This window comes from Centipeda noxia ATCC 43541 (assembly GCF_000160555.1).
GTDB lineage: Bacteria > Bacillota > Negativicutes > Selenomonadales > Selenomonadaceae > Centipeda > Centipeda noxia.
On record NZ_GG749280.1, the window covers coordinates 1 to 26444 of the forward strand.

Annotated in this window: 29 protein-coding genes and 1 tRNA gene; 5 read left to right on the forward strand and 25 right to left on the reverse strand. The window is 55.9% G+C overall.

The genetic code is table 11. The features are described 5' to 3' along the window. Positions 1-137 precede the first annotated feature (137 nt). Positions 138-698, reverse strand: coding sequence for a dTDP-4-dehydrorhamnose 3,5-epimerase (rfbC, locus tag HMPREF7545_RS03895; RefSeq protein ID WP_006694376.1), 561 nt, complete (start codon positions 696-698; stop codon positions 138-140). A 9-nt stretch (positions 699-707) separates the two neighbouring features. Next, the gene (gene rfbA, locus HMPREF7545_RS03900) at positions 708-1583 is read right to left on the reverse strand and encodes a glucose-1-phosphate thymidylyltransferase RfbA (RefSeq protein ID WP_006694377.1); all 876 of its coding nucleotides are present in this window, start codon (positions 1581-1583) and stop codon (positions 708-710) included. A 139-nt stretch (positions 1584-1722) separates the two neighbouring features. On the opposite strand from rfbA, the gene HMPREF7545_RS03905 reads away from it, so the two are divergent. Continuing rightward, on the forward strand, positions 1723-2286 hold the full coding sequence (locus tag HMPREF7545_RS03905) for a hypothetical protein (protein ID WP_006694379.1): 564 nt from the start codon (positions 1723-1725) through the stop codon (positions 2284-2286). Positions 2287-2364: 78 nt separating this feature from the next. Here the strand turns inward: HMPREF7545_RS03905 and HMPREF7545_RS03910 are convergent, their stop codons facing one another. From HMPREF7545_RS03910 to HMPREF7545_RS03925, 4 genes are read right to left on the reverse strand one after another with little or no spacing between them, the layout of a single operon-like run. Then, on the reverse strand, positions 2365-2892 hold the full coding sequence (locus HMPREF7545_RS03910) for a nitroreductase (RefSeq protein ID WP_006694380.1): 528 nt from the start codon (positions 2890-2892) through the stop codon (positions 2365-2367). Beyond that, a complete protein-coding gene (locus HMPREF7545_RS03915) occupies positions 2889-4682 on the reverse strand; it encodes a bifunctional homocysteine S-methyltransferase/methylenetetrahydrofolate reductase (RefSeq protein ID WP_006694381.1) in 1794 nt (597 codons plus the stop codon). The genes HMPREF7545_RS03910 and HMPREF7545_RS03915 overlap by 4 nt, the downstream gene beginning before the upstream one ends. A gap of 23 nt (positions 4683-4705) precedes the next feature. Further along, positions 4706-7114 (reverse strand): homocysteine S-methyltransferase family protein, encoded by a 2409-nt coding sequence (locus HMPREF7545_RS03920; protein ID WP_006694382.1) that lies wholly within the window; start codon positions 7112-7114, stop codon positions 4706-4708. Between the two features lie 34 nt (positions 7115-7148). After that, positions 7149-7829, reverse strand: a complete 681-nt coding sequence (locus HMPREF7545_RS03925) for a vitamin B12 dependent-methionine synthase activation domain-containing protein (protein ID WP_006695615.1) — start codon at positions 7827-7829, stop codon at positions 7149-7151. Between the two features lie 99 nt (positions 7830-7928). Here HMPREF7545_RS03925 and trpD point away from each other — a divergent pair, with 99 nt between their 5' ends. Both trpD and HMPREF7545_RS03935 read left to right on the forward strand, forming a co-directional pair. After that, complete coding sequence (gene trpD / locus HMPREF7545_RS03930) at positions 7929-8948, forward strand: anthranilate phosphoribosyltransferase (RefSeq protein WP_006694384.1); 1020 nt, start codon at positions 7929-7931, stop codon at positions 8946-8948. A gap of 15 nt (positions 8949-8963) precedes the next feature. Next, positions 8964-9899 (forward strand): bile acid:sodium symporter family protein, encoded by a 936-nt coding sequence (locus HMPREF7545_RS03935; RefSeq protein ID WP_006694385.1) that lies wholly within the window; start codon positions 8964-8966, stop codon positions 9897-9899. Between the two features lie 78 nt (positions 9900-9977). On the opposite strand, the gene sdhB is transcribed toward HMPREF7545_RS03935, so the two are convergent. The 12 genes from sdhB to murI form a co-directional block, all read right to left on the reverse strand. Further along, positions 9978-10730: a succinate dehydrogenase iron-sulfur subunit gene (gene sdhB / locus HMPREF7545_RS03940; RefSeq protein ID WP_006694386.1), complete on the reverse strand. Its 753-nt coding sequence runs from the start codon at positions 10728-10730 to the stop codon at positions 9978-9980. A 15-nt stretch (positions 10731-10745) separates the two neighbouring features. Beyond that, positions 10746-12557 carry a succinate dehydrogenase flavoprotein subunit gene (gene sdhA / locus HMPREF7545_RS03945; RefSeq protein ID WP_006694387.1) on the reverse strand — a complete coding sequence of 604 codons (1812 nt, stop codon included), beginning with the start codon at positions 12555-12557 and terminating at the stop codon, positions 10746-10748. Between the two features lie 24 nt (positions 12558-12581). After that, on the reverse strand, positions 12582-13214 hold the full coding sequence (locus HMPREF7545_RS03950) for a succinate dehydrogenase/fumarate reductase transmembrane subunit (protein WP_006695619.1): 633 nt from the start codon (positions 13212-13214) through the stop codon (positions 12582-12584). A 110-nt stretch (positions 13215-13324) separates the two neighbouring features. Next, a complete protein-coding gene (locus HMPREF7545_RS03955; protein ID WP_006694389.1) occupies positions 13325-13882 on the reverse strand; it encodes a Fe-S-containing hydro-lyase in 558 nt (185 codons plus the stop codon). A 32-nt stretch (positions 13883-13914) separates the two neighbouring features. Continuing rightward, complete coding sequence (locus tag HMPREF7545_RS03960; RefSeq protein WP_006694390.1) at positions 13915-14757, reverse strand: fumarate hydratase; 843 nt, start codon at positions 14755-14757, stop codon at positions 13915-13917. 265 nt (positions 14758-15022) lie between these two features. Continuing rightward, positions 15023-15508, reverse strand: a complete 486-nt coding sequence (locus tag HMPREF7545_RS03965; protein WP_006694391.1) for a metallophosphoesterase — start codon at positions 15506-15508, stop codon at positions 15023-15025. Between the two features lie 102 nt (positions 15509-15610). After that, the gene (gene rdgB / locus HMPREF7545_RS03970) at positions 15611-16234 is read right to left on the reverse strand and encodes an RdgB/HAM1 family non-canonical purine NTP pyrophosphatase (RefSeq protein WP_006694392.1); all 624 of its coding nucleotides are present in this window, start codon (positions 16232-16234) and stop codon (positions 15611-15613) included. 1 nt (position 16235) lies between these two features. Next, positions 16236-16982: a ribonuclease PH gene (gene rph / locus HMPREF7545_RS03975; protein ID WP_006694393.1), complete on the reverse strand. Its 747-nt coding sequence runs from the start codon at positions 16980-16982 to the stop codon at positions 16236-16238. 120 nt (positions 16983-17102) lie between these two features. Further along, positions 17103-17768, reverse strand: coding sequence for a hypothetical protein (locus HMPREF7545_RS03980; RefSeq protein ID WP_006694394.1), 666 nt, complete (start codon positions 17766-17768; stop codon positions 17103-17105). Beyond that, entirely contained in the window at positions 17761-18291 is a 531-nt protein-coding gene (locus HMPREF7545_RS03985; protein ID WP_050752685.1) for a hypothetical protein, read from the reverse strand. Before HMPREF7545_RS03985 ends, HMPREF7545_RS03980 begins: the two co-directional genes overlap by 8 nt. A 31-nt stretch (positions 18292-18322) precedes the next feature. Further along, complete coding sequence (locus HMPREF7545_RS03990; RefSeq protein WP_006695624.1) at positions 18323-18757, reverse strand: acyl-CoA thioesterase; 435 nt, start codon at positions 18755-18757, stop codon at positions 18323-18325. 34 nt (positions 18758-18791) lie between these two features. Continuing rightward, positions 18792-19580 carry a glutamate racemase gene (gene murI, locus HMPREF7545_RS03995; RefSeq protein WP_006694397.1) on the reverse strand — a complete coding sequence of 263 codons (789 nt, stop codon included), beginning with the start codon at positions 19578-19580 and terminating at the stop codon, positions 18792-18794. A 139-nt stretch (positions 19581-19719) separates the two neighbouring features. Here murI and HMPREF7545_RS04000 point away from each other — a divergent pair, with 139 nt between their 5' ends. Continuing rightward, on the forward strand, positions 19720-20478 hold the full coding sequence (locus HMPREF7545_RS04000) for a branched-chain amino acid transport system II carrier protein (protein ID WP_006694398.1): 759 nt from the start codon (positions 19720-19722) through the stop codon (positions 20476-20478). Positions 20479-20519: 41 nt separating this feature from the next. Continuing rightward, a tRNA-Ser gene (locus tag HMPREF7545_RS04005) sits at positions 20520-20608 on the forward strand. A 64-nt stretch (positions 20609-20672) separates the two neighbouring features. Here the strand turns inward: HMPREF7545_RS04005 and upp are convergent. The 7 genes from upp to HMPREF7545_RS04040 all read right to left on the reverse strand — a co-directional run bounded on the left by upp (position 20673) and on the right by HMPREF7545_RS04040 (position 26441). After that, positions 20673-21329 carry a uracil phosphoribosyltransferase gene (gene upp, locus HMPREF7545_RS04010; RefSeq protein WP_006694399.1) on the reverse strand — a complete coding sequence of 219 codons (657 nt, stop codon included), beginning with the start codon at positions 21327-21329 and terminating at the stop codon, positions 20673-20675. Between the two features lie 32 nt (positions 21330-21361). Next, positions 21362-22609 (reverse strand): serine hydroxymethyltransferase, encoded by a 1248-nt coding sequence (gene glyA, locus HMPREF7545_RS04015; RefSeq protein WP_006694400.1) that lies wholly within the window; start codon positions 22607-22609, stop codon positions 21362-21364. 12 nt (positions 22610-22621) lie between these two features. Next, the gene (gene rpiB / locus HMPREF7545_RS04020) at positions 22622-23074 is read right to left on the reverse strand and encodes a ribose 5-phosphate isomerase B (protein ID WP_006695628.1); all 453 of its coding nucleotides are present in this window, start codon (positions 23072-23074) and stop codon (positions 22622-22624) included. Between the two features lie 72 nt (positions 23075-23146). Further along, positions 23147-23989, reverse strand: a complete 843-nt coding sequence (locus HMPREF7545_RS04025) for a metal ABC transporter permease (protein ID WP_006694402.1) — start codon at positions 23987-23989, stop codon at positions 23147-23149. Further along, positions 23980-24801 carry a metal ABC transporter ATP-binding protein gene (locus tag HMPREF7545_RS04030; RefSeq protein WP_006694403.1) on the reverse strand — a complete coding sequence of 274 codons (822 nt, stop codon included), beginning with the start codon at positions 24799-24801 and terminating at the stop codon, positions 23980-23982. Before HMPREF7545_RS04030 ends, HMPREF7545_RS04025 begins: the two co-directional genes overlap by 10 nt. A 15-nt stretch (positions 24802-24816) precedes the next feature. Then, complete coding sequence (locus HMPREF7545_RS04035; protein ID WP_006694404.1) at positions 24817-25554, reverse strand: ABC transporter permease; 738 nt, start codon at positions 25552-25554, stop codon at positions 24817-24819. Then, positions 25554-26441 carry an ABC transporter ATP-binding protein gene (locus tag HMPREF7545_RS04040; protein ID WP_006694405.1) on the reverse strand — a complete coding sequence of 296 codons (888 nt, stop codon included), beginning with the start codon at positions 26439-26441 and terminating at the stop codon, positions 25554-25556. Before HMPREF7545_RS04040 ends, HMPREF7545_RS04035 begins: the two co-directional genes overlap by 1 nt. Positions 26442-26444 lie beyond the last annotated feature (3 nt).

A 26444-nucleotide genomic window follows, 5' to 3' on the forward strand; every position in this document is an offset into this window, starting at 1 on the left:
ATTACGGGGGTTCATGAGCTTTTCCCCATGCGCTTTGCCCGCATCGGCGCGACTGTCATAATATAACACGCACAAGAACTTCCGTCAAGCCCTTTTTCTTCATTTTTTCATGTTTCTTTGTAAAAACCTCCCCATTCTCACAAGCTATATGTAAAGTTCAATTCATTCCGTTCGGATAGTGTTGGTGCGGCGGCATCTTTGTCTGAAAGGACACGGGGGTTCATTGGCCAAACGATGCTGATCACGGGGTCATTCCAACGAATATTGCCGTCGCAGCCAGGCGCGTAGAAATTGTCTGCCTTGTACTGCACCTCGACATTATCGGTGAGCGTGATGAAACCATGCGCAAACCCGCGTGGAATAAAGAGCTGCCGATAGTTCTCTGCCGAAAGCTCGATGCCGACCCACTTTGCATAGGTTGGCGATCCGCGGCGAATATCTACGGCAACATCAAATATTGCCCCTCGCGAGACACGCAGAAGTTTTGCCTGTGCCATTGGATTCAGCTGATAGTGCAGTCCGCGCAGTGTTCCCCTTTGCGCGGAGAAGGAATGGTTGTCCTGCACAAAGTTAACATTGATACCTGCATTCTCCATCTTTTTCTGCGACCAGCTCTCCATGAACCAGCCACGCGCATCGCCGAACACCTGAGGTTCGAGGATGAAGACGCCCTCGAGCGCCGTCTCAATCACATTCATAGATATCTCCTATACATCTTTGATGAGGCGCTTCAAATAAATTCCGTATTCGTTCTTTGCAAGCGGCTCGGCGAGACGCAGAACCTGTTCCGCGTCGATGTAACCCATGCGATAGGCAATCTCCTCAATGCAGGAGATTTTGAGCCCCTGCCGCGCCTGTATGGTCTGGACGAAGGTTGCTGCCGAGAGCAGAGACTCATGTGTGCCTGTGTCGAGCCATGCATAGCCGCGCCGCAGGCGCTCTACATGAAGTTTCCCCGCCGTGAGGTAGGCAATATTGACATCGGTAATCTCCAACTCACCGCGTGCAGACGGACGAATCCCGCGCGCAATATTGACGATATCGCTGTCATAGAAATAGAGTCCCGTGACAGCATAGTTTGATTGCGGCCGCGCTGGCTTCTCCTCAAGGGCAAGTGCCTGTCCCGCTTCGTCAAAGGAGACGACGCCGTAGCGCTCGGGATCGGATACGTAGTAGGCGAACACGGTCGCCCCCTCTTCGCGCTGTACGGCGCTTTGAAGGACCTGCGCAAAGTCGGAGCCATAGAAGATATTGTCACCGAGTACGAGCGCACAGGCGTCACCCGCAATGAAGTCTGCGCCAATAATAAATGCCTGGGCAAGTCCGTCGGGGCACGGCTGAACAGCGTATGATACGGAAAGACCGAGCTGGCTTCCATCACCGAGCAGTGCCTGATAGAGCGCGCTGTCCTCCGGTGTCGTAATGATGAGAATGTCGCGTATCCCTGCGAGCATAAGTGTGCTCAGCGGATAGTAGATCATTGGCTTGTCATAGATTGGCATGAGCTGCTTTGATACGACCTTCGTCAGCGGATAGAGCCGTGTTCCCGATCCTCCCGCGAGGATAATTCCCTTTTTAATCATCCCGTCACCTCTCTGGAATTTTTCCCTTATTGTACGGTGTTTTGTGATGTAAGGCAAGAAAATTTCCAGGCATTATTTCTTGAAGAATCATCATTGGAACGATATAATCAAGAAAATTGTGGTACATAGGAGGACTTATATGGGCACATCTGTAAATTTTTCCGTCGGCGATCCTTTTCCGCTGCCGGTCCTTGCGCAGGCAGACGGCGGCATGTTCCAAGCGGATAAAAACGGTATGATGTTCGTGCTCCAGCTCTCGCGAACAGACGCTGTCGCCGTCGAGGCATTCCGCACAGGAGAAATCGAGCTTGCCGTGACTGAGGAGAGCGGTGTTCTTTTCCTACTCTACCGCATTGACGGCATCTTCCGTGACGGCTGGGGGGACGCCCCGCTCTCCCTCTCTCTTGTGAAGAAAGATCTGCTGCCCGATGAAGAGAGTCTCTCTGATCCGACAATTCATCTCTATCTGATTGATACGAATCTAAAGATTCTGCTGGCGCAGCGTACGGCACATCTACCCGAGAAGTTTGCGGAGATCATCCGTGCAAATATACGTACACAACAAAAAGAACCCCTCTCCGCTCTTGCGTTTCAAAAAAAGGTGGCAACAATCTGGGCAGAGAAATCCTCTGCGGACCTGCGTGCCATGGCAAGTGCGGCGCATACGCTGCCGATGACGCTGGGAAGCGCTCCGCTGCACTAAAAGCAAAGAGCCGATTTTGACCATCGTGAGACGGTCAAAATCGGCTCTTTTAACAAGTTGTTCTGCGGTATGCGTAAGCTACGAAACATAATACACGCGATTTGCGCGGCGGGTGGGCGGCTTCGGCAGATCGCCGCTGCGGTAGCCGAGCGCACAGTGCCCGACACCGATATACGCACCCTCGATGCCCAATTTTTTCAGCAGTTTTTGATAGAAAGGTTCTTCAAACTCTTCCTTTGCACGATTAATCCATATGGTGCCAAGCCCCAGTGCATGCCCTGCGAGCATAAGGTTGCCGAGGACGAGGCTCCCGTCCTGCACCGATGTATGTCCCTCTTTCGGAGCGAGCACAATGAGAATCACAGGGGCACCATAAAAGGGATCCGTTCCCTCTTCCCAACCGCCGATGCGGCAGTTGTCGCGGGCGATTCGTGCCCGCAGATCGGGATTTGTCACAGCAACGATGATCGGAGACTGCTTTCCTTTTCCGCTGGCCGCATACAACCCGGCTTCGATTACCTTATCGATCAGCGCATGCGGCACCTCATCCGTTTTGAACTTCCGAATGCTGCGGCGCTCAATGATGTCCTTGAGCGTTGTGTTCATCGTATTTCTCCCCTTTCTTTAATGCCTTCGACAATCCGCGCGATGAGCGCCGTCCTTGAAAACGGCGTAATGATATAGTAGCCGTCAATATATGGTTCGATGTCTTTTGCAATCGCAAGTGAGAGACGGACGGCGAGTTCTTCCGCTGCAGTCCGGTCCAGCCCACGGTATGCGCTGATGATGCGCTCCTCAACGTGAATGCCCACGATCTCGCTTTCCATAAAACGGGCGTTCCGCTCGCTGACAACAGGCATAATGCCCCCGAGAATAAACGCGCCGGGGAGCATGTCGCGTGCCGTTTGCAGGTTTTCCTTTGCACGCTCACTCAGGACAGGCTGGGTAAAGAACCCTGTCATGCCCGCTTCCATCTTTTTCCGTGCAAGTCCGAGCTGCGACGGAAAATGCTTTGCATTGACATTGAGTGCTCCAAACACATGGAACGGCACGATATCTCCGCGTGAACCGAGGCTCGTGACAAATGAGGCAAGCTTGCGTGAATTGAACTGATAGACGCTCTTGACCTCATCGCGCTCTGCTGTTGGGATCGGGTCCCCCGTGATCGCGATCATATTGTGCACGCCCTCGGCGCTCAGTCCGAGGAGAATGGATTTGATCGCGTTGAGGTTGCGGTCGCGGCAGGTCATATGCGGGATGGGCTCGATGCCGAGCTCGCGGTGGACGCGCCCGGCAAGCATCGCCGCGTCCATACGCGCGCGCGCGATGGGATTATCCGCAATAGTAATGGCAGAAATGCCCGCTGCCTGCAGCTCACGCACCCCGACAAGGAATTTATCTGCATTTCCGGTCTCCGGCGGGTCAAGCTCGACAGCGATGGGCTTCCCTCCGGATTTCAACGCATCAAAAAAGGGACTGAGCGGAACTTCCATCGGTTGGACGCGGGTCTCTTCGCCTTCCTCGTCAATCTCGCCCGTACCGTCCGCAAGTGCGGCACAAAGCGCACGGATATGCTCCGGCGTCGTACCGCAGCAGCCGCCGACAATCGAGATGCCATCGCGCACGATCGCGGCAAGACTTGTGCCGAAATACTCCGGAGCGCTCTCATAGAATGTACGTCCGTCGACAACGATCGGATGCCCCGCATTCGGCATGAGGGAAAGAGGCAGGGACGTCATCCCAAGATGATGACCCAGTTCCCGCATCTGCCGCACGCCATTTACACAGTTAAAACCGACGGCATCAATCGATCCGCTCTCTGCCGCCTCATGAATCAGATCCTCGGCGAAGCGTCCGTCACGCGTATAGCCGCCGGGCAGCGCAGAGAACGAGGCCAGGATGAAGGCATGGGGGCATATGCGTTTGATGTGTGCTGCCGTCTCGATCAAGCCCTCAATTGACGCGTTGGTCTCGAAGAGGAAGTGCGTCGCACCGCATGCGAGAAATGTATCGGCGAGGAAGCGATACTCTGCGATGATGTCTGTATGCGGCAGGCCCGTAACAGGACCAATGTCGGCAAATACATAAGCTCCGAACGGTTCTGCCGCGCGCGCTGCTATTTCCCATCCCGCACGGATGATACGCCGCACAAGAGATTCGTCGCCCTGGTAGACGATACGGTTTGCAGCGAAGGTATTGGTCTTGATCGCCTGTGCGCCTGCCTGCAGGTACTCCGTATGAATAGCCCCGACAACGGCAGGTGTCTCTATATTGGCGAGCTCAACACCTTTCCCGTGGGTATGCGTCTTTTGGGCATAGTATGTGCCCATGCCGCCGTCAAAAACCAGCGGCTCTTTTTTGATGTGTTCTCGTATATCTGCGCTGTTTTGCGCCATCTGTATTCAGCCTCCCTGCCGCGCTATCCGAGTACGCGGCGCGCGATCTCGACAATGCTCCGCGCATCGCCGGCATAGTGATCCGCGCCAATTTCACGCGCATAATCCTCTGTCAGCACAGCACCGCCGACCACGGTTTCACATTCATGCCCTGCCTCATGCAGAGCATCGATGGTGCGCTTCATTGCTGTAACAGTCGTCGTCATGAGTGCGGAGAGCCCGATCAGTCCGACCTGCTTTTCGATGGCGACCTCCACCACGCGCGTAACGGGCACGTCGCGCCCGAGGTCGATAATCTGGTAGCCGTAATTCTCCAGGACAACCTTGACAATGTTCTTGCCAATGTCATGGATATCCCCTTCCACTGTGGCAAGGATGATCTTCCCTTTCGAAACGCCCTGCCCCTCCTCGGCAAGGCGGGCTTTGATGAGTTCAAGACCTGCCGTCGCGGCATTTGCCGCATTGATGAGCTGCGGGAGGAAGATAATTTCCTTCTCATAGCGGTCGCCCACAATATCGAGCGCAGGGATGACCTTCTCCTGGATGATCTCCATCGGCGCTTTCTCCGTGAGAAGCTTCCGCGTGATGCGCTCAGCATCATCACTCAGCCCTCGGATGATCGCGTCCATAAGCGGGTCAACGTCGTCAGCGCCGTCTGCTGCAGCGGTCTGTACGGCATCCGGCGACTCGCTGCCCGTAATGCCAAGTTCCTTGCGTCGCCGTATCTCCGCCTGCTCCGGTGCAAAGCGTGCAATATAGGCGGCGCAGTCCACATCCTCACCAGAGACCGCGCGGAAGGAGATGACAGCATCCATGATCTCCTTTGTGTTCGGATTGACAATGGGGAAATCAAGGCCGACATGCATCGCCTGTATGAGAAAGTTTTCCGTCATATGCACGCGTGCCGGGAGGCCGAATGAGATATTGCTGACGCCGAGCGCACAATGCAGTCCGAGGCGCTCGTGCACCTCCCGCACGGCACGCAGGGTCTCCATTGCCTGATTCTGCTGGGCTGAAACGGTGAGTGTCAGACAGTCGATGATGATATCCTCACGTTCGATGCCGTAGCGCTCTGCCTCTGCGACAATGCGCTCGGCGACCGCGATGCGGTCTGCGGCAGTCTCCGGCAGCCCCTTCTCGTCCATCGCAAGGCCGAGCACAGCCGCCCCATAGTGTTTGGCAAGCGGGAAGATAGCATCCATACGCTCGCGTTCACCGCTGACCGAGTTGATGATGACACGCCCGTTTGTCACGCGCAGCGCCGCTGCAATGACCTTCGGATTTGCCGAGTCGATTTGCAGAGGCAGATCAACCACGCTCTGTACGGCCTTGACGACATACGGAATAATCTTCTCCTCATCAACGCCCTGCGCACCGACATTGATGTCGAGCACCTGCGCGCCCGCTTCCTGCTGGGATATGGCGAGCTTCTTGATGTACCCGTAGTCCTCCTCAAGAAGAGCCTGCTGGAGACGCTTCTTGCCCGTCGGATTGATGCGTTCGCCGATGACATTCAGTTTTCCGTATTCAGCAACGCGCCCCGGCGAGGCGATGCCCTTGCGCTTCCTGCGCTCAGGCCGCTCCGCAGCGCCGCTTGCAACAGAAGCAGCAAGTGCCCGAATGAACTCCGGATTTGTGCCGCAGCAGCCGCCCATGATAACGGCGCCGCGCCGCGCGAACTCCGCCATCTCCCGGCCAAACTCCTCTGCCGTCATCTCATAGGCGCCCGTACGTGGATCGGGCAGACCCGCATTGGGCTTCACAATGACAGGCAGATCCGTCCACTCCATTAGTTCATCGACAATCGGCAGAAGTTCTACGGGACCAAGCGAGCAGTTGACGCCGATTGCCGCAACACCGAGCGCGTCCAGTGTAACCGCGACAGACGGTACAGCTGCACCAAGAAAGGTGCGTCCATTCTGTTCGAAGGTCATCGTCACCCAAATGGGCAGCTTCGTATGCTCCTTTGCTGCGAGTACGGCCGCCTTTGCTTCATAGAGATCGGTCAGCGTCTCAAAGATGATGAGATCGGCACCCGCCTCCTCTCCCGCAACCGCCATTTCGCGGAAAAGTTCATAGGCCGCTTCAAAGGAGAGCGTGCCAAGCGGCTCGACCAGCTCTCCGATGGGACCGACATCGAGCGCAACACGCACCCCTTCCACACCGGAGTGCTCTGCCGCACGGCGCGCAATCTGCACATTTGCCCCGATGACTTCGGCGACGGTCTTGCCTGTTCCTGCGAGTTTATGCCCGTTCGCTCCGAACGTATTGCTGTAAATAACGCGGCTGCCCGCGGCGATGTAGTTCCGATGAATTTCCTCGACCACTTCGGGATGCTCTATGCCGAAGAGCTCGGGGCGCTCGCCCGGCGCAAGCCCCCGCGCCTGCAGCTCAGTCCCCATCCCACCATCCAATATAATAATGTCTTTCATTCCGACTCCTTCACTCTCACGTACGGAATTTTCTTTACGTTTTTGCGCCCTCTCTGCACCTGCGCCCAGCCTTGCGGAAGGGGCAGCTGCGGAACATGAGACAGCTCTCGCAGTCCGGAGGACGATGCGGCTGTGGTGTCCGGGCGATCCCCATGATCGCCGTCACCGATTTGCGCGGCACCATGATCGTCGTCGGCGTCAGCGAGACCCCAACGCGCCGCGTCATATCGAGCAGAGCAAAAAATTTCGGCTGCTCCGAGATCGGCAGATCGCCGTACCCCGGACTGAAGCGATCGGTCAGATAACGCCCCTCTGCCTCCACAGCAGCGCGCATATCGCTCTCGAAATTATTGCAGATATTCTCGATCGCCGTACTCGCACACGCGTCCATGATGACAGAGTCCGCTGCATTCATGACCTCATAGCGCATCATCAGGCGCTCTACCCCGGGACCGAGCGTCGCGCCGAAGAGAACAGCCTCCTCGCACGGCGCAAGCATACGCGGGATATCGCGGCCCTCAAATGTGACACCGAGCACGGCGCCGTTCTCCAACGGCACTTGCCGATAGGTCAGACGCGGGGTTGCCGCTGCCAGCACCTCATCCGTACAGCGGCGAATCTGCGCCGCGATTTCCTCTGTAAGCTCCTGCCCGCGAAAGCCGAGATACTTCAAAATTTCGTTCATATTCAGCGTTGTAAAACGCGGTTCAAACATACTCTCTCCTATTTTTCCTTTCCCCTCGCGGGAACTTGTGATATAATACAGCACTGTCATTTTATATGCTAAGGAAAAAATTATCAAGGGGGAAACGGAATGATAAAAGAAGCGATTCAAAAAGTCGTGGATAAGCAGGATCTCTCCTATGATGAGGCGTACGCCGTCATGAACGAAATCATGTCGGGCGAAACCTCTGCGGTTGAAAATGCCGCCTACCTTGCAGCACTCTCAACAAAGAGCAGCGGCATGGAGACGATTGACGAGATCTCCGGCTCTGCAGCGGCAATGCGCGCGCATGCCGAGACAGTCGAGCATGACATGGACGTGATTGATATCGTCGGTACAGGCGGCGATCACTCAGGCAGCATCAACGTTTCGACAACAGCCTCGTTCCTCGCGGCAGCAGCCGGACTGAAAGTCTGCAAGCACGGCAACCGTGCGGCGTCGTCGAAAAGCGGTACCGCGGACTGCCTGGAGGCGCTCGGCATAAACATCGACCAACCGCCCGAGAAAGTGCGCGAAGAGCTTCGCTCCATCGGTCTCGCTTTCCTCTTTGCCCAGCGCTACCACCAATCGATGAAACATGTCGGAGCGATTCGCCGCGAGCTCGGCATTCGCACGGTATTTAACATTCTCGGCCCCCTCACGAATCCGTCACGCCCTGCCTGCATGCTGCTCGGCGTCTACGGCGAGCACCTCCTGCGCCCGCTTGCAAAAGTATTGCCCGAACTCGGTGTGAAACGCGCGCTCATCGTCCACGGAATGGACGGCATGGATGAAATTTCGATCGGTGCTCCAACAATGGTGCGCGAGATCGCAGGAGGCAATGAGACTTCCTATGAGATACGCCCGGAGGATTTCGGCATTGCGCCCGCATCGAAAGATATGATTCGCGGCGGTTCTCCCGAAGAAAATGCTGCCGTCACGCGCGGCATCCTCGCCGGAGAGATCCGTGACGCACGCGCAGACATCTGTCTCATGAACGCAGGCGCTGCAATCTATATCGGCGGCCGCGCATCCTCTATTGCCGACGGCATTGCTGCAGCACGACAAACGATCGCCGACGGAAGTGCCCTAAAAAAGATGAAGAGTTTCATCAAAATCTCGCACGAATGAAAGGAGTTTGCATATATGCAGACACTCGAACAGCTCAGTAATTTTGTTTCGCGTTATATGGCATTATTCGTCATTCTCATCGCGGGCATCTCCCTTTTTCAGCCGTGGACATTCATTTGGACAGTGCCGTGGATCACGATCCTGCTCGGCGTCGTCATGTTCGGCATGGGTATGACGCTCCGCTTTGCGGATTTTAAGCTTGTCCTCCAGCGCCCGCGTGACGTATTCATCGGTACGGTCGCACAGTTCGGCATCATGCCGCTCCTCGCATGGGCGCTGGCACATGCCTTCGCCCTCCCGCCGGAACTTGCGGCAGGCGTTATCCTCGTCGGCACCTGTCCCGGCGGTACGTCGTCCAATGTCATGACCTACCTCGCGCGCGGCGATGTCGCACTCTCCGTCTCTATGACGATGGCGTCCACCATTCTCGCGCCGATTATGACGCCTCTTCTCACGCTCTGGCTGGCCGGTCAGTGGATTGACATCCCGGCAGAGAAAATGATGATCTCCATCGCGCAGGTCGTCATCGCTCCGATCATCCTCGGCATTCTCATCAACCATTTCTTTGAACGGCCCGTGCAAAAGGCAATCAAAATCCTCCCGCTCATCTCGGTCATTGCTATTGTGCTCATCGTCGGCGGCGTTGTCTCAGCGAATGCGGAACGCATCATCGAGACGGGCGCCCTCATCATGCTCGTCGTCATATGCCACAACCTCCTCGGCTACGCACTCGGCTTTCTCGTCGCCAAAGCGCTCGGTATGAATATGGCGAAGGTCAAAGCCGTCTCCATCGAGGTTGGCATGCAGAACTCGGGGCTCGCAACTTCGCTTGCACTCCTCCACTTCGGTGCGGCAGCTGCCATCCCCGGCGCGCTCTTCAGCGTCTGGCACAACATCTCCGGCTCCCTTGCCGCCAATTATCTTTCGAGCGGAATGAAAAAATCCTCGTAAGAATTTCACAGTGAAAAGGGGCTGACCAATAAAGGTCAGCCCCTTCTTACTATATCCAATTTCTGCACCGGAATTCAATTAATGGTTGAACATGTTGCGCAGCGCCTGCTTGTTGACCTCGCGGTTCAGCTGAGCAAGATGCTGCGTCAGCTTAATGCTTTTCGGACAGACGCGCTCGCAGTTCTGACTGTTGCCGCAGCTCGTGATGCCGCCCTTTTCCATCAGTGCATTGAGACGTTTCGGTGCATCGAACTTTCCGAGCGGATGCAGATTGAACAGCAGCGTCTGTGCCGTCGGCGCGGGCCCGATGAAATCCGACTGAGGTCCGACATTCGGACACGCCTCGAGGCAGCAGCCGCAGGTCATGCAGTGCGACAGCTCATAGCAAGTCTCAGCCGTATAGGGATTCTGAATCGGCGCATCCTTAACGTCCCATGTGCCGTCCACCTCAATCCAGCCGTGAATGCGCTTGAGGCTCTCAAACATAACTGATCGGTCAATGAGAAGATCGCGGATGACCGGGAATGTACGCGCCGGCTGTATGCGAATCGGCTGTGCAAGGTGATCTACCAGCGCGCAGCATGCCTGCTGCGCACGGCCATTGATGACCATCATGCATGCACCGCAGACCTTCTCGAGGCAGTTGCACTCCCAGACCGGAGGCGGAACGCGCTTGCCGTCGACGGTCACAGGGTTCTTCTGAATCTCCATGAGTGCTGCAACGACGTTGAGACCGGTACGATAGTCGACCTCGAATTCCTGCGTATACGGGCTTTCATTCGGTCCGTCCTGGCGCTCAATGATAAAACGAACTTTTTTCTGTTCTGCCATGACTGCTATCCTCCCCTACTCCTTCTTGGCAACGGCATAGTTGCGCGCACGTGCCTTGATGAGCGAATGCTCAAAATCCATGTAGCTGATAATCGGTTCCTCTGTCTTCGGATCGTAGTCTACGATGGAGGTCTTCATAAAGTGCTCGTCATCACGGCCATAGAAGACGAGCTCGCCGTCGGCATCGGTCATGCGTTCGCCGCTCTCGTCAAGCAGGATCTTGGCATGTGCGCCGCGGCTCTCATCGCGGCAGCGCGCCGCCTTCGTAACCGCCATCGCATAGAGAATCATATTGCGCAGCTGACGTACGAACATCGCTTCCTGGTTCGCCCATGTCCCATGATCCGTCACGCCGATGTCATCCCAACGCTTCAGGATGTCCTTGAGCTTTTCAAGGCAGATATCAAGGCCCTTATTGTCACGCTCGATGGAGACGTAATCATACATGATCTCGCCCATCTCCTGATGGAGCTGATGCGCATTGACCGAGCCTGTCATATTGCGGATTCTGTCGAACTCCTCAACGGCCTCTTTGCGCGCGCTCTCCATCTCTTCCTCTGTAAGGGCAGTCCCGAGCTCGCCGCTGCGGGCCCAGCGCAATGCCTCAGGCCCTGCGATAAAGCCCGAGTATGCCGCCGAGAGAAGTGAATTCGCACCAAGACGGTTCGCACCATGGTACTGATGGTCGCACTCACCGGCCGCCATAAGCCCCGGGAGGTTTGTATGGTGATTGCGGTCGACCCAGATACCGCCCATCGAATAGTGCACGGATGGGAAGATCTCCATCGGTACCTTGCGCGGGTCCTGACCGACAAACTCCGAATACATCTCGAGGATGCCGCCGAGCTTGCGCTCGAGGTAGTCCGCGGGAATATGGGAGAGGTCGAGATAAACACGGCGGTCATTGTCAATGCCGAGGCCCATATGGACACAGACCTTGAAGATTGCGCGGGAGGCAACATCGCGGGGAACAAGATTGCCGTATGCCGGGTACATCTCCTCGAGAAAATACCACGGCTTTCCGTCCTTATACGTCCAGATGCGCCCGCCCTCGCCGCGGCATGCTTCAGACATGAGACGGTTCTTATCCGAGCCCGGAATCGCTGTCGGGTGAATCTGAATGAATTCCGGGTTGCCAATGTGTGCGCCCTGCTGATATGCGGAGGAAACCGCCGAGCCGTTGCAGATTGTGGACGCCGTACAGCGTCCGAACACCTGTCCGGGTCCGCCTGTCGCCAGTATGACAACATCTGCCGGGAACGATTTAATCTCGTTTGAATTCATGTTTTGCGCAACAATGCCGCGGACAATGCCGTCCTTATTCTTAATCGCGCGGATGTATTCCCAGAACTCATATTTTGTAACCTTGCCTTTGACTTCCCAGCGGCGCACCTGCTCATCGAGTGCGTAGAGAAGCTGCTGACCGGTCGTAGAGCCCGCGAATACCGTACGCTTATTCTTCTGTCCGCCGAAGTTGCGCAGATCAAGCACACCCTCTGCCGTACGCGTAAACGGAACCCCCATCCGGTCAAACATCTTGACGAGCTTCGGCGCAGCCTCAACCATGCCTTTGACCGCAAGCTGATCCGCGAGGAAGTCACCGCCGTAGACCGTATCATCGAAGTGCTCATAGACGCTGTCGTGCTCGCCCTTCGTATCCATGCAGGCATTCATACCGCCCTGTGCGCAGAGCGAGTGCGAACGCTTCACCGGGCAATAGGAAAAGAGGTCAACCGTACCGCCGCCCTCGCAGACCCTCATCGCAGCGAGCAGCCCTGCCAGACCGCCGCCGACGATGATAACCTTATTTTCTGGTACTTTAGCCATTCTTACTCTCCTTTGCTGCAGTTCTCACATGAAATAGCTGCCCATGAAGGCGAGCGTAACAAGACTCATCAGCGTACAGAGGCTCATCGCAAGCGCATTGATCACAGACTGCGCGCGCGGCCCCTTTGCAATGCCCCATGTCATGCAGAATGTCGAAATCCCATTGCAGAAATGGAAGATCGCTGCAATCATGCCGAGCGTATAGAGCACTGTGTGTAAAATGGCATAATCCCCCGTCACAAAATAGGTATAGAGGAGGTCATAGTTAATATGTGTCCCCATGATGCCCTTTTCCCACACGCGCATATAGCCTACATGCCAGATGAGGAACGGAATGAGCAGCCATGCCGTATAACGCTGAACGGCAAACTGCCAGTTGCGGACGTAGCCATAATTGCCGGGATTGTTCTTCGCCTGCGCAGCGATATAGATGCCATAAATCGCGTGAAAGAGAATCGGCAGCGCGATGGCAAACACCTCGAGCCCGTAGAAAAGCGGACGCGGGATAAGATCCATCATGGCCAGCGCATCGTTGAAGGCCTTCGCTCCGCCTAGCACGGTCGAGTTTGTAAAGACGTGCTCAAAGAGGAAAACGCCGATGACGATAAGTCCGACCAAGGAATGCAGGCGCCGCATGTAAAAGGTTGTGTGGAACATTTCATACCTCCTAAAATATGTAGACCTCTGGAAGTGCAGCTCCGGAACATCTCCGGAGCTGCTCCCCGAATGATTCGTCATGCGCCAAACCATCCGCATGCGTAGTCAAATCAAAGTTTGCGATAGGGTTTCTGTCCCATTTCATAGAAGTTATTGCCCTCGGAATCAATCACAACGATACAGGGGAAATCTTCGACCGTTAGCTTTGCGACGGCTTCGGGGCCAAGTTCCGGGTACCCTACGACTTCATACTTCTTCACAGACTTTGCAATCAGGGCCGCCGCACCGCCGACCGCAGCAAAATAGGTGGCGCCATGCTTCTTCATCGACTCGACAACGGCTGCCGAACGCGAGCCCTTGCCGACCATGCCTTTGATGCCCTGTTCCAACATCGTCGGAGTATACGCATCCATGCGGCCGGATGTCGTTGGGCCTGCCGAACCGATCGGGTCGCCCGGCTTTGCCGGCGTCGGTCCAAGGTAGTAGACAATTTGATCGTGCCAGTCAACCGGCAGAGGTTCTCCTTTTGCAAGGGCCTCGGTCATCGCCTTATGCGCCGCATCGCGCGCACTGATGATCGTCCCCGTAATCAGGACACTGTCACCGGCCTTGAGCTTGCGAGACATTTCTTCTGTAAACGGAGTCGTAATACGGATACTGTCCGCCATTGAGCATTCCTCCCTAACGATAATACACAGTGTCAGAGCACTCGATGCGCATGCCTAAGGGCATGGCAGCAGATGGTCACCGCAACCGGAAGCCCTGCGATGTGCGTTGCCCCCCATTCAATATTCACGGCAAGCGCGGTGGTCGTCCCTCCAAGCTGGGGACCAATGCCCGTCTTGTTGATCATCTCGAGGAGCTCATTCTCGAGTTGTGCATACTCCGGCATTGCATGCCGCTGATCAATCGGCCGCGTAAGCGCCTTCTTCGAAAGGAGTGCCGCCTGATCCATCGTTCCGCCGATACCGACACCGACCACCTCGGGAGGACACGGATTCGGACCCGCATGCTGAATGATCTCCATGACAGCATTCTTTACACCCTCAACACCATCTGCAGGAACCAGCATCTTCACGCCGGACTTGTTTTCCGAACCGAAGCCTTTGGGCGCGATCGTAATGTTGAGCTGATCGCCGGCAATGATCTTTGTGTAGATCACACCCGGCGTATTGTTCTGTGTATTCTTTCGGTTAAAAAGGGGCTCCGCAACAACCGATTTGCGCAGGTACCCTTCCGTATATCCCTTTGCAATTCCCTCGTTGATCGCATCCTCCAAGAGGCCACCGGTGATATGGAGATCCTGCCCGACCTCCACAAACACAATGGTCATCCCTGTGTCCTGGCAATATGGACGATCCTCCTCACGCGCGATCTCAGCGTTGCGAATGATCTGATCCAAGACAATCCTGCCGACGGGCGACTCCTCGGTCTCTCTCCCCTTTTTTAACCCCTTATAGACATCATCCGGGAGATAGTACGCCGCTTCTTTGCACATCTCGGCGACGTTCTCTGTGATTTCTTTTGCGCTTAGCTCTCGCAAAATAATCCCTCCTATAAATATAACTTATACACAGGTTGATTAGACTATATCATATTTTTTTCTTGCTTTCAAGTTTTTCAAATAGAGCGTAAAGCCTTGAGAAAAGTGAATCTCATTCAATTTCAGGAGATATTTTTTACGCTTGGCCGCGCTTCATTTTCTATATTGTTCTTTATCGTTTCTTTCACGTATTACATTGGATAATAAAAATTATGATCCCGTTTGCACTGTATTTCAAGTCATATATCAAATGTTTTTTATCTTTTTAGCGAATGCGAAGAAGTTCCACCTGCGGAACTTCATGTTCATGCAGCTCCACAAGCATAAAAGAGCCTCTCCGCTCATCGCGCGGACGTGCAATGCTCCCCGGATTGAGCACGGTCACATCTCCGCGTTCTTCGAGCGCCGTGTGCGTGTGTCCGTAGACTGCAATATCCGCCCCTGCTTCACGTGCCGCCGCGGAAAGCATCGCTGTATCAAAACGCACGTTAAAGAGATGCCCGTGCGTGAGAAAAATGCGGTGGCCAGCTGCCTCCACGACCGTCTCCTCATAGATGCCGTCCGCGTAAACGTCACAGTTGCCGAGAACGCGCTCCACACGCTTGCCTGTCAGTTTCTCCAAATCATCCGCATCTGGGGCGAAATCCCCCGCATGCAGCCAAAGTTCCACCGCAGCTGCGCCGGGTACGGCAAGCATATCCTCAAATACACGGATATCTCCGTGACTGTCACTCACAATTCCGATCTTCACGATATTTCCCTTTCTAAAATGTAGGACGGCATGAGGTTTCTCCTCATGCTAAGTCCCCCCCGCACTTTCCTCATGGCAGACAGAGGCAAAGGCACGCTTCCGTTATCTCGTGCGAAGAAATTTTTCGAGCTGCACCTTCATTCTTTTCAGGGCGGTGCCGCGATGACTGATCTCATGCTTTTCCTCGCACGTAAGCTCCGCCATTGACCGACCGTCCGACAGATAAAAATATGGGTCATAGCCAAAGCCCCCCGTACCGCGTGCCTCAGGCCGGATATAACCGGAGCAGGTTCCCTCTGCCGTGAGTTCATGCCCGTCCTCGAGCGCAAGCACAAGCGCACAGTGATAAGCAGCGGCAGCATTCTCCTCGCCACATATCCGGAGGTCCGCGATGAGCTTCGCATTATTCGCCGCATCGTCACCGTGCATGCCCGCATAACGTGCCGAACGGACACCGGGCGCACCGTCGAGCGCCTCCACGGCAAGTCCCGAGTCGTCAGCAAGCGCTGCCAGCCCCGTCTGTTCTCTGTAACAGCGTGCCTTAATGCACGCATTCTCCATAAAGGTCGCGCCGTCTTCGACAGGTTCTTTGATCTCCGATGCATCCGGCAGGATCTCATGTATGCGCGAAAGCGGCACAAGGCGTACAGGCAGCCCCGCAAAAGCTTTCTCCATCTCACGCACCTTGCCTTCATTCGACGTGGCGATAAGAATGATCTTCTCCATCTTATCCCTCCCGCCCCGGCAGCCAGGACAATGTCTCACCGAGCGCTGTCTTCTGATGTTCGATCAGCTCTCGGATACCTCGTTCGCCGAGATCGAGGAGCGCATTCATCTCCGCGCGCGAAAATGAACGCCCTTCACCCGTCCCCTGCACTTCGACGAACTCGCCCGCCCCCGTCATCACGAGGTTCATGTCAACCATCGCGCTGGAATCCTCCTCATAGCAAATATCGAGGAGCGGAGTTCCTTCCGTGTCAATGCCGACACTGACCGCCGCTACATAGTCGCGCACGGGAAAGATTCCATGCTTTGTATAGAAGGTCGCACATGCTTCCACAAGTGCAACAAATGCCCCCGTCACAGATGCAGTCCGTGTCCCGCCGTCCGCTTGAAGAACATCACAGTCAATATGGATGGTCCGCTCACCGAGTACCTTCATGTCGACCACCGCGCGCAGGGCACGCCCGATGAGGCGCTGAATCTCCTGTGTTCGTCCCGACTGCCGGCCGCGCACAGCCTCCCTTGCCGTCCGCTCTGCCCCCGCTCCGGGGAGCATGGCGTACTCCGCCGTGACCCACCCTGTCCCCGAGCCTTTCAAAAAGAACGGTACACGCTCCTCTACCGTTGCTGCGCATACAACGCGCGTATGCCCAGTCTCAACAAGGGCAGAGCCGGCAGGATACCGCTGATATCCGCGTTCGATGTGCACGGGGCGCAGCTGATCGGTACGTCTCAGATCTCTTCTTGGCATGCTTTTCCCTCTTCCGTCATTTACTTATAAAAAAGAAAGCAGGATGTTTGCGCTGATGCGGAGATTGATCTCCTGCAAATTCTTCCTGCTTTCCGCCTTTTCTTATGTATGTCGATGCATTTACTCAGCATGATGCGCCGCCTGATACTGCCGATAGTTTTTTACGATGCAGATCGGCGTTTTTTGCGAAGCGTTTCCAAAGGGATTATCCAGCAGCAGCTTTGCTGCAAGCGTTCCGTCCACGCCGTCCGACACGCCGACCACGCGGGAGCGCTTGAGGTCATTGACATCCGCTACCATCGCGCCGAATGCTCCCACACGCTCGCAAATGCGCGCAGCAACCCGATCCGGCTCGGCAGGACCGTAGACGATCATCTTATCGAACGGCGGCATCGTCCCCGTCACATCGTCAATCAGAGCAGCTTCCTTCCCGCCCCACTGGTAGAATAATCCGCTCTTTCCGACAAGCTTGCCGAGGAATCCGGCAAAGAGTGCAAAAAGGACGCGCCATGTTCCCTCCACGTCCATCAGCGCCTGCATTCCATGCGGACTTGCGAGGCTGCCGTAGTCCGGGATAAAACGGCATGCGAAGCGGGCGGCAGCGGAGATGTTCAGCTCCTCGGGACAGACGATCCGCCCCTGCGTGATCGCTACCACACTCTCGGCGCAGCAGACGAGATCGTCTGCAGTCACCCGTGGGCCGGCGTAGGATTCGATCACATCCGCAATATCGTCCGCATCGGTCAAGATCCGCGTTGGAACGGGAAGAATATCCAGCTCAGCCATTCTTCTTCCCCCCTTCCCGGGCAATCGCAATGCCGGCAAGATCTGCAATTTCCTGCGCCGCAACCTTCAGCATCACCTTTGAATAATGCGCAGGAATACGTCCAGTCTCCTGGTAGATGAGGTCGAGCCGCAAGTCGGGCAGATGCGCAATCGCCTCTTCAAGAGAATTCCCTCTGCGGCCCTCAATGGAAACCTTGAGTACGAGATGGATGCGCGAATGCTTCTGAATCAGCACCGCCTCAAAGTAATCGTCCTCACGCGGCGCGCCGGCAAGCTCCACCTTGCCGCGTACAAGCGCGCCGTCATACTGCTCATAGGGAAGCTGGATGCGCAGAAACGCGTCCATGATCGTCCCGCACTGCTTTCCCTCATTGGCAAATGGGATGGTCGCCCCGATCACGAGATGCTCCGCCGTGTGTTCGACAAGAGAAAACTTCGTCATCTCGCCGACCTTCGGCACGATGATCTCCGTGCCGAGATAGGCAAAAACCGCCCGCCGACCGATCTCCGCGACAATCAGCATGACGATCAGTAAGTGTATCCACCATCCAAGTTCAGCGCCCAATGTCCCGTCCCTCTTTCTCTGCCGCCATCGCCGCCTCCAGCGGCTCATAGAAACGCCGCGGCAGGCGCGTGATGTGCCCGGTGTCGCGGCGCGTAAATACATTCTCCGAAAATCCGCACACGAGCATCGTTCCCGCCTCATTCAATATGCGATATGAGAACGCCATCTTCGCCTTTGTGAGCGCCGTACCCGTCGTCTCGATGACGAGCTCGTCATCAAAGTGTCCCGGCGCATGGAACTCTGCACTGACCTTCGTGATTGGGAATACATATCCTGCCTCCATCAGATCGCCTAGTGTGATGCCGATGCGCCGCAGGTAGGCGACACGTCCGATCTCAAACCAGCGGATGTAGTTCGCATGGTGCACGACCTCCATCGCATCTGTATCGTAAAAATTCACCCGATGTTCAACACGGATCGGCATGAATGCTCCTTTCGTTTCGAGAATCTGAGATTCCTCAGACAATTTCCTCCATGCGCTCTGCACGCGCGAGATACCCCTCAATCCGTGCAAGCGCCTCCGCCCCCTCGACCAGCCGTCCCGACTCAAAGAAGGTGCAGTGCGCCTTCCTCTCGCCTGCAGGCACAGTGCGCAGATTCGTACGACGCGCCAATTCCTCTACCGTCCCCTCATTCCCGTCTACAAAACCTACTGTCTGCGGCATGATTTGACGCAGTGTATCTTTGAAATAATTAAAGTGCGTACACCCGAGCACAATCGCGGAATAGTTGATGAGGTCATACGGCGCAAGCGCACTCCGGAGATAGTTCTCTACACGCGGAGATACAAACTCTCTCTCCTCCGCAAATTCCACGAGGCGCGGGAGGGCAAGAAGATCGATGCACCCGCCTGTGTCATACGCCGAGATCAGACGGCGCAGCTTCTCACCGTTTACGGTGATCGGCGTTGCCGTCACAAGCACCCGGCGCTCCGTATCGCGTTCAAGCGCTTTCTTTACCGCAGGCTCCATTCCGATGATCGGCACCGCATAGAGCCGCCGCATCTCATCCACCGCAACAGAGGTCGCCGTATTGCAGGCAACGACAACAGTATCGGCCTTCTGTTGCTCAACGAGAAAATGAAACGCCTCGCGGACGAAGCCTCGCACGGCAGGGACGGATTTCGTGCCATAGGGCACATGATCACGGTCAGCGAAGAATAGGAAGTCCTCTGAGGGGAGTACGCGCCGCGCGTGACTGAGCACAGTCAATCCACCAATCCCCGAATCAAACAGAGCGATGCGCATTGCCGCCTCCTCTTCTGCACCAACGATATTATTCTATTATAGCAACTTCTTCTCCCTTTGACAAATTCCTTCCACCCCTGCTATAACCGGTTCATTGAACTTTTGTAATATTTAATTACTTTATGGAAAGATTTTGCAGATGAAACGACGGCTGAAAAAGAAGGAATATGTCTTCGTTGCCTCGATGCTCTTCGGACTTGTCTTCGGCGCAGGCAATCTGATCTTCCCTGCAGCCATGGGTCAGCGTGCAGGCGCAGCGATGCTGCCGGCACTCATGGCTCTGCTCTATCTCGCACTCACCTATGTCGGTGCACAAAGCCGCACAGTCTATGGCATTGACGCGAATGGAGGCGACAGCCTCTATCACATCGCATCCCATTATTTCGGCGCATCCGGCGGCATTCTGCTCGGCATTACGATCACCTGCGCCTGTCTTAAGACCGCCATTGGGCTCGTCACCGCATGCAGCACGACATTCTCCGAACTTTTCCCGCGCTCGCCCTCGTATGAAAAATATGCCGTTTTCTTCGCGTTCTTCTCGTTCGCCGTGTCAAACGTCGGACTCAGCCACATCATCGCATATGCTCTCCCTGTACTCTACTTCCTCTATCCCGCGGCCATTGTCCTGATCGTTCTCTGCCTGCTGGAGGGTGTGCTCGGATATCATCGCCCGCTCTTTGTCGGCACAATGATCGGCACCTGCACCGCCGCAGCATTTGATTTCATAAAGGCTCTGTCACCGTCCGTTCAGAGTGCGCTGCCCGGCATCCATCTCCTGCGCACGATCGGAGAGGCGCTCCCTCTTTCCGTGATCGGCATGGGATGGGTTGTTCCCTCGATCACGGGGCTCCTGCTCGGCAGCATCGTTCTCGTTCTGCAAAAAAGATGGGCCTATTGACGCAAAGGGGCCTTTTTGATAGAATGAATACCGCTGAATACGGAGAGGTGTCCGAGTGGTTTAAGGAGCCGGTCTTGAAAACCGGTGATGCGGCAACGCACCGTGGGTTCGAATCCCACCCTCTCCGCCATATTTTTGCAATCGAAAAGACGACTGCTTATGCAGCCGTCTTTTTTTTGTACGAATATAAGTCGTTACAGCGTTCCAAAGATGCGGTCGCCTGCATCGCCAAGCCCCGGTACGATGTATCCATGTGAATTAAGACATTCGTCCACTGCCGCGACGTAGATCGGCACATCCGGATGATCGGCAGCAACACGCCGGACTCCCTCAGGCGCCGACACAAGACACATGAGGATGATGTTCTTCGCTCCCTTTTCCTTGAGCAGCGCCAGTGCAGCCGATGCGCTTCCGCCCGTTGCGAGCATCGGGTCAGGAACGATGAGTGTGCGGTCCTCCACCCCGCTGGGAAGCTTTGCATAGTATTCGACCGGCGCAAGTGTCTCCGGATCGCGGTAGAGCCCGATATGCCCCACACGTGCGGCCGGAACGAGCATCAGGATGCCGTCGAGCATCCCAAGCCCCGCGCGCAGAATAGGAACGATGCCGAGCTTCTTCCCCTCGAGCATCTTTCCGCAGCAGGGAGCAACGGGCGTCTCAATCTCCACATCCCGCAGCGGGAAATCGCGCGTGATCTCATATGCCATGAGCATGGAGATCTCCGAGAGAAGCTCGCGGAACTCCTTCGTCCCGGTCTCCTTCATGCGCATAATCGTCAGCTTATGCTGGATGAGCGGATGATTGACCAGATGGAGACTCGGGACATCGGACGGATGGAATATATCAGGCATGAGAGGGGCATCCTTTCTGCTAGAAAATCATTTTACATGTAGAGCGGATAGTTATCGCAGAGCACAGCGACGCGGCGGCGGGCTTCTTCCCGGCGCGGCATATCCGTCGGCGCATCAAGCACATATGCGATGATGCGTGCGACTTCGCGCATATCCTCCTCGTTGAAGCCGCGCGTGGTAAGCGCAGGCGATCCGAGACGGATGCCGCTCGTGATGAAGGGGCTGCGCGGCTCGAACGGAATCGTATTGCGGTTCGCCGTGATGTTGACCTCATCGAGGATATTCTGCGCGTCTTTTCCGGTGATTTCCTTGTTCGTAAGATCGACAAGCATGACGTGCGTGTCCGTCCCGCCGGAGACGATACGATAGCCGAGCCGTATCAGCTCATCGGCGAGAGCAGCGGCATTCTTTACAACCTGGGCGCCGTATTCCCTGAACGAAGGCTGCAGTGCCTCGCCGAGCGCGACTGCCTTCGCAGCGATGACATGCATCAGAGGGCCCCCCTGAATGCCGGGGAAAACAGCTTTGTTGATCTTCTTTCCAATCTCCTCATCACGCCCGAGGATGATGCCTCCGCGCGGGCCGCGCAGCGTCTTATGCGTGGTCGAGGTGACGACATCCGCGTATGGAACAGGACTCGGATGCTGACCTGCAGCGACGAGGCCGGCAATGTGCGCCATATCCACCATAAAGAGAGCGCCGGCTGCCTTTGCGATCGTTCCGATACGTGCGAAATCTATCGTGCGCGCGTAAGCAGAGGCCCCTGCAATAATCATTTTCGGCTTGTGTTCCTTGGCAAGTCTCTCCAGTGCGTCGTAGTCGATGCGCTCGGTCTCCCGATCCACGCCGTAGGGAATGACCTTATAATAGGTGCCCGAAATATTAACAGGACTGCCGTGCGTCAGATGTCCCCCATCCGTCAGATTCATGCCGAGAATTGTGTCTCCCGGCTGCAGGAGCGCAAAGAACACCGCCATATTTGCCTGCGCGCCCGAATGCGGCTGCACATTTGCCCAGTTCGCGCCAAAGAGCTCCTTTGCGCGGTCAATCGCCAGCTGCTCCACAACATCGACGTACTCACATCCGCCGTAATAGCGTTTGCCCGGATAACCCTCTGCATATTTGTTTGTGAGAACGCTGCCCTGCGCCTCCATAACGGCACGGCTGACGATATTCTCCGAAGCGATGAGTTCCAGCTTCGTCCGCTGACGCTGCAGCTCATGCTCAATCGCTTCGTATGCCTTCGGATCGACCTGATTCAACGCATCCATAATACTCATGCAAAGCTCTCCTCAATGATTCGTTTGCTCTTCGAGCGCCATTGTCTTCTCAATGCGGCGCGCATGGCGTCCGCCCTCAAATTCCGTCCGAATCCATGCGCGCACAATCTCGCCCGCAGGGCCGAACCCCGTTACGCGGCCGCCCATAGCGAGCACATTTGCATCGTTGTGCCGCCGCGACATAATCGCCGAGTAGACATCCGTACAAAGTGCCGCACGGATTCCATCAATCTTGTTCGCAGCAATCGAGATGCCGATCCCCGTCCCGCAGAGGGCGATGCCGCGGTCTGCCTTTCCTGCGATGATTTCAGCACATACCTTCTGTGCAACATCGGGATAATCGACTGCCTCCTTGCCGAACGTACCGACATCCTTTACACGGATATCACTGAACTCGTGGAGCACCATTTTGATCTCTTCTTTGAGCTCCACCGCTCCGTGGTCACTGCCGATGACTATATTCATGGGAATGCCCTCCTTTCTATGCTCCATATTCTCTGTTATTCTAGCATAAATCGCTGAAAAAGAACAGAGCCGTCAGCGCTGAAAGCGCGCACGAAATGCAAGCGACAGGAAGAAAAACAGCGACGCCGCCGCAACGATCGCCGCACCCGCGGCAATACCGAGATAGTATGCGGCAAATAGTCCGATCAGTCCGGAAAGGAGTGCCAATACCGTCGAAATGACATGATACTCCTTCACGCTGCGCGCAAGATTGCGCGCAGCCGCTCCTGGGAGAACGAGGAGCGCATTGATGATGAGAATGCCGACCCACTGAATGCTCACAGCGACGACCACGGCAAGCAGAACGGCAAACGCCGCCTCAACAGCAAAGATAAAAATGCCCCTGCTCCGTGCCAGCGAGGAATTGACCGAGAGCAGCAGCAGACGATTAAAGAGCAGAATCCAGCCGATGAGGACAACGACATCCACCGCAGCGAGTCCTGCGAGATCAGAGGGCGTAATACTCAGTACATCGCCGATCAGCAGCGGGGAGAACTTTGAGAACCCGCCGCCGCGGCTCATAATCATAAGTCCGACCGCAATCGCCGTTGAGGAAAACACGCCGATGACCGTATCCGCCGACGCCGCTGTCCGATGCTTGATATAGGTGATGAGGAGAGCAAAGACGACGGAAAAGAGAACCAGTGACGTGATCGGAGAGAACATGCCGGCAATCGCACCAATCGCGATTCCCGTAAATGCGCCGTGTCCGAGAGAATCGGAGAAAAACGCCATGCGGCTTGAAACCACCATCGTGCTCAGCAGTCCAAAAAGCGGCGTCATGAGGAGAATCGCAAGAAGCGCATTTTTCATGAACGCATATTCCATCCACGAAAACGGAAGAAGCGTGTCCAGCACGCTGTAGATCAGTTCCATGCGTGCTCCTCCTTCTCCGTATCCGCTGCCTGTGCATCCAGATGCCGAAGGTCCGGCAGAATACCGAAGATACGCTCCATCAAAGGGCTCTCAAAGACCTCGGCCGGCGTCCCCTCCGCCGCAATCCCACGGTCCATCAACACAACCTTGTCCGCATGGCGTGCAACCATGCCGAGATCATGAGAGATGAGGAGGATCGCGAGATCCTCCTTTGCCCGCAGATCGGCAACGATCTCATAGAACAGCGACAATCCGTTCTGATCGACCCCCGAGACGGGCTCGTCGAGCAGGAGAAGATTCGGCATGGGATCGAGCGCAAGCGCGAGCAGCACACGCTGAAGCTCACCTCCTGAGAGCGCACCGAGGCGTCGGTCCATCAGATGCTCCGCGTGTACGCGCGCAAGGTTCTCAGCGGCACGCCTGCGATAGCGGCGTGCAGAAAACAGCCACACGGGACGCACAGTCAAACACGCCATGAAGAGATCCATCACCGTCGTCGGCGCGCTCACATCCAGGCGCAGATACTGCGGCACATAACCGATCACCGGATGGTCGGTATGTCGATCTCCCGCATCGACAAAACGCAGACTGCCCGCATGGGGGATTTCTCCGAGAATCGCGCGCAGGAGCGTACTCTTGCCCGCGCCGTTGGGTCCGATGATGGCTGTCAGCTCTCCACAGTGAATATGCAGATTGACATGCGAAAAGACTTCAAACGTCCCGAACGAGACGCTGAAGTCTTCGATTTTGGTACAACAAAAATGTGCGCAGCCTTCGGCTGCTCCTCTGTGATGAAAAATATGCCTGAGCATGCGTATCCTTACTTTTTAATCCGTCAGTCGGCGAAATTTCCACGTGCCTGCCAAAATCCCGAGCACCGCATACACGAAGACAATGCCGAACGAAAACATCGAGAACGTTCCCGCTGTTCCAAGGCTGCGCAGGAGATGACTCGTGTGCGTCAGCGGCAGGATCTCCACGAACCAGCGCACGACATCCGGCAGCGCCGCCGTCGAGAAGAAGGTTCCGCAGAGGAATGACATCGGCAGCAATACGTAGAGATTGACCTGCCCCATCTCCTCATAGGTGGAGATATACATCGCCGCGAGAAAGCCGATCTCCGCAAAGATCATGCAGTTCATCGCGAGCACGAGGAGAAAGAGCGGCGTAATGGAAAAATGCGCCCCGAACAGATAACTGAGTATAATGATAATCGCGGATGAAATCATCCCGCGCACAACCGCTCCCGCAATCTTGCCGATGACGAAAGCATCCGGACGAATGGGCGCGATCAGATACTCCTCGAGACTCCGGTGGTAAATGCGCTCTGCATGCACCGAGATAATGCTGTTGAAGCTGATGTTCATTGAATTCATGGCGAGCAGCCCCGGCACAAGGAAGTCAAGATAGGATCCGGCGCCGACATCAATGCTGCGCCCGAGGCCCCAGCCAAAGGCGACAAGGAACATGAGCGGCGAGACCATACGGCTCAGAATATATTTCGTCAGACGCCGGCGCAGCACAACCCAATCGCGCCAGAACACCGTCCAGATATCCCCCAGCATCAGAGCCCTTCCTTTCGTCCCGTCAGCTCGATGAACACGTCCTCGAGATTCGTCGGGCGCAGTAAAACGCGCTGCATCGTGTTCTCGAGTGTACGTGCATGGGCACGTGCTTCTTCACCGGTATGAAAGAAACGGTACATGCGTCCGCTCTCTTCGTCCCACTCCACGGCATAGCCCCCCAGCTGCTCGCAAAAGGCATGCGGCGTCTGCACATCAATCAGGCTGCCCCTATTGATAATGGCAACACGATCACAAAGCGCCTCTGCCTCCTCAATATAATGTGTTGTCAACAGCACGGTTACGCCGTTGCGAGCAATCTCGCGCACAATCGACCAGATGTGCCGGCGTATCTGCGGATCAAGCGCTACCGTCGGCTCATCGAGAAAGAGCACCTGCGGATGATGAATCAGTGCGCGTACAATCAAAAGCCGACGCGTCATGCCCCCCGAGAGACGACGCACACCATCGTTGCGCACCTCAGTAAGTGCCATCTCCGCGAGCAGCTCCTCGATGCGCGCCGTACGCTGTGCACGAGCCATATGATGCAGGCGCGCATGCAGCTCCATATTGTCCCATACCGTGAGTTCCTGATCAAAGTTCACATGCTGAGGCACAACACCGATCCGCTCCTTAACCGCGCGCGCCTCCGTGCGGATATCCTGTCCGCCGATGCGAATGTGTCCGCTTGTCGGCTGCGTCTGCATCGTGAGCATCCGAATGATCGTCGTCTTTCCCGCGGCGTTGGGTCCAAGGAGACCGAACACCTCCCCGCGCCGCACAGAGAGGCTGATCCCTGCAACAGCAGTCTTCCAGTCCTTTTTCTTCGCCTCATTCGTATGGGGGAATTTTTTTACGAGAGCCTCCATCTCGATCATCATAGATTCCATCGC